The organism is Erythrobacter sp. (genome assembly GCF_023653175.1).
Classification (GTDB): Bacteria; Pseudomonadota; Alphaproteobacteria; order Sphingomonadales; family Sphingomonadaceae; genus Erythrobacter.
In genome coordinates this window covers 1-3,359 of the sequence record NZ_JAMNXL010000267.1, presented here as the reverse complement: position 1 = coordinate 3,359, position 3,359 = coordinate 1, and the positions used below count along the sequence as shown (strand labels likewise).

The 3,359-nt window shown below is 66.3% G+C and carries 4 protein-coding genes; 3 read left to right on the top strand and 1 reads right to left on the bottom strand.

All coding sequences use genetic code 11. The features are described from left to right. The 3 genes from NBV68_RS18635 to NBV68_RS18625 form a co-directional block, all read left to right on the top strand. Positions 1–986, top strand: a 986-nt coding sequence (locus NBV68_RS18635; protein ID WP_296312865.1) for an ATP-binding cassette domain-containing protein, incomplete at its 5' end; no start/stop codon positions are given. Positions 987–995: 9 nt separating this feature from the next. Next, on the top strand, positions 996–1,607 hold the full coding sequence (locus NBV68_RS18630) for a hypothetical protein (RefSeq protein ID WP_296312863.1): 612 nt from the start codon (positions 996–998) through the stop codon (positions 1,605–1,607). Positions 1,608–1,777: 170 nt separating this feature from the next. Further along, on the top strand, positions 1,778–2,467 hold the full coding sequence (locus NBV68_RS18625; protein ID WP_296312862.1) for a GGDEF domain-containing protein: 690 nt from the start codon (positions 1,778–1,780) through the stop codon (positions 2,465–2,467). 5 nt (positions 2,468–2,472) lie between these two features. Here the strand turns inward: NBV68_RS18625 and NBV68_RS18620 are convergent, their stop codons facing one another. Next, a complete protein-coding gene (locus tag NBV68_RS18620) occupies positions 2,473–3,066 on the bottom strand; it encodes a pyridoxamine 5'-phosphate oxidase family protein (protein ID WP_296312861.1) in 594 nt (197 codons plus the stop codon). Positions 3,067–3,359: the final 293 nt, after the last annotated feature.

Here is a 3,359-nt window from a genome sequence, read left to right as displayed (position 1 = left end):
GGATCCTCGAACTCGATCGCGGGTCGTACTACCCCTATGAGGGCAACTATTCGACCTATCTCGAGAAGAAGGCCAAGCGGCTCGAGCAGGAAAGCCGCGAGGAAAGCGGCAAGCAGAAGGCGCTCCAGCGCGAACTCGAGTGGATCCGGCAAACGCCTGCCGCGCGCCAGACCAAGTCCAAGGCGCGTATCCGCAAGTTCGAGGAACTCCAGAACAGCCAGGACAGCCGCGCAGTCGGCAAGGCGCAGATCGTCATCCAGGTGCCCGAGCGCCTCGGCGGCAAGGTGATCGAGGCCAAGGGCATCTCCAAGGCTTACGGCGACAAGCTGTTGTTCGAAAACCTCAGCTTCATGCTGCCCCCGGGCGGGATCGTCGGTGTCATCGGGCCGAACGGCGCGGGCAAATCGACGCTGTTCAAGATCCTCACCGGCAAGGAAACGCCCGACAGCGGCACGGTCGAGATCGGCTCGACGGTGCGCCTTGGTTACGTGGACCAGAGCCGAGACCACCTCGACCCGAAGAAGAACGTCTGGGAGGAAATCTCCGACGGGCTCGATTACATGAAGGTCAACGGGCAGGACATGTCGACCCGCGCCTACGTGGGCGCGTTCAACTTCAAGGGCGCCGACCAGCAGAAGAACGTCGGCAAGCTTTCGGGCGGTGAACGCAACCGCGTGCACCTGGCCAAGATGCTGAAGCAGGGCGGCAACGTGCTGCTGCTCGACGAGCCGACCAACGATCTCGACGTCGAGACCCTCGCCGCTCTGGAAGACGCGATCGAGAACTTCGCAGGCTGCGCCGTGGTCATCAGCCACGACCGCTTCTTCCTCGACCGCCTCGCCACCCACATCCTCGCTTTCGAGGGCAACAGCCATGTCGAATGGTTCGAAGGCAACTTCGAAGCCTACGAGGAAGACAAGCGCCGCCGTCTGGGCGATGCGGCCGACCGGCCGACGCGGGTGGCTTACAAGAAGCTTACGCGCTGAGGCTTGGCCTTGCGGCGGCTGAATAGGGCGGAGCAGCGGGAGCGCAAGCAACTGGAGGATGCCTTTCTGGCAGCCTTCAAGACGGAAGCGCGAGCGCGCGAGTGGAAGTTCCTGAAGCCGACAGCTTTCGCGGTCGTCAGCACATGGTTCGTAATGGTCGACCCGGCCATCCACCGCGACGAGGAACGCGCCAGCCTGACGGTCAAGATCAAGCCGCGCACGATTGATGACCTGATGGCGCGGGTTGCTTATGGCAGGCCGCTCGGGAAGCACCCCTTGTCGACCCTCGCTCGGGGACCATTGTTTCTCACCTTGCCGATAATCGACGAGCCGATGGATTCCACCTGCGGCGTCGGGCCAATGCTGGAGCAGGCCTGCTCGATGCTGGATCGTGCCCGCGTCTTTGCGGAGCAGTTCACACTCGACGATTTTTTCGAGGCCGAAACACTCGGTCGGCGAGACGGCCAAGTGCGCTACAACGCCATTCTCGCGCTGCTGCTCAAGAAAGACTACGATCTGGCCCATCGCTTGCTCGACCACGCCGACAATGGCGCTGGTCTTTCGGCCAGTGTGCTCATCACTTCGCAGCAGATCAGGGACTGGATGGCAGCCAATCCGTAGTCTCAGCAGAAGGCTTGGTTAACCCCGACCCGCCCCGGGGCGCCCCGCGCTGCTTCGGCAAACTTGCTATTTTTGGCAGGCTGATAGGCGCGACTCTTTACGCAAATTTAATCGGGCATACGTCACTCTCCCTAGAAACCTAACAGGTCGCAAAAGGGCAGCGGGGCGTGATGACGGGAATCGAAGTGCCACTCGAGGTGGCCGCATTGCTATGCGCCGGGTGCGCCGCCGCTGGCGCCTGGGCCGGACGACTGCGCGCCAACCGCCGGCTCGATCCGCGCAGCGGCGCTGCCGGGGGGCCGCTCGTTTCGCTCCACAAGCCCGAGGTCTTGTCGCAGGCGATCGATCTTGCCGCGCGCCGCAACGCCATGCGCGCCGCCTCGCAGGCGGTGCTGCACGGGCGGATCGACCAGCTTCACGCGCTCGGGCCGGTCTGGAACAACGACACCCGCGCCGAGGTCCGCGAGCATGTCGCTGCGGTCATGCGTGCCAGTCTGCGCCGCGGGGACCGCATGGCGCACGGCGAAGGCGATGCCTTCACCATCACCCTTGCCGGCGCCGACGAGCGCGCCGCGGTGCGCATCGCAGACCGCCTGCGCCGCCGGCTCGGCCAGCTGCGCCTGCCGCAGTTCGGCAGCGAGGCGCGGCTCACCGCGAGCTTCGGAGTCGCCGCCGAAGGCTTCGGCGATGGCGACGAGAGCATCGCCGGGCGCGCAGCCCGCGCGCTCGATGCAGCGCTTGCCAAGGGGGCCGACCATGTCGTGCCGGCGAGCGAGATCGAGGAGATCATGCTCCTACCTGCGCCCGCGCCCTCGCCCGCAAGTGCGACCGTCGCGGGCCACTCCGCCTCGGCGGCCTGATCCGCTCAGGGCGAGACCCAGCGCCCCTCCCACGCCGCTGCTCCGTCCCCCTCCGCGCGCGTGAACTGCGCGCGCACATGCCCGGTGTGGGCGAGGTAGAGCCAGTCGAGCGCCCTCAGCGTGATCCTGAGCAGCGCAAAATTCTCCCGCGCGGGCACAAGCTGCGCATCGTCGGGTTCGACGCCTTCGAATTCCGGCGGCAGGCCCGAGGTCGGCGTGTCCGAACCCGCCCCCGGCCCCTCGCCCAGATAGCAGCGCCGCGCGAAGTTGGTGCTGGCGTTCCACGCCGCATCGACCTCGGGGCCAGTGCGGAGGATCTCGCCGACCCCGCGCGCGCGGATCTGGATCTTGGCGCCCTTGTCGTAGAACAGCATGGCGATGCGCGGGTCGGCTGCGAGCGCAGCCGCCTTGGGTGCGCGGGCATCGGTGTGGAGCCGCAGCCGCCACGCGGAAGCATCGAAGGCGCGCAGCACCATCACCCGGGCATCGACATCAGCGGTGACGATCACCGGCGTGTGCAGCGGCGACTTGCGGTCGCGGGGCGCGCGAATCAGCCGGTCGCGGCAATCGGCGAGGCAGGCATCGAGAGTTTCGAACATCGCCGCGTGCCTTTGGCGGCAACCGCGCGCGCGTCAAGCGGCGCCGAGGAATGTTCAGCCATGCCGCAATTTTTCTGAACATCGGCGAGCCGGTTCATCGCTGCGACAGTCTGCGGGGTCTAATGCGACATGATCACAACATGCCTGTGGTGGGCTGGCGATACTGGAGGCACTACCCATGAAGTCACTTTTTGCCCCCTTCGCCAGAACCGGCGGATCGCTGGCCGCGCTTGCGGCGGCGCTGGCTGTCGCGCTCCCGGCCGTGCCCGCCGCAGCTGAGCAAGATCGACCTC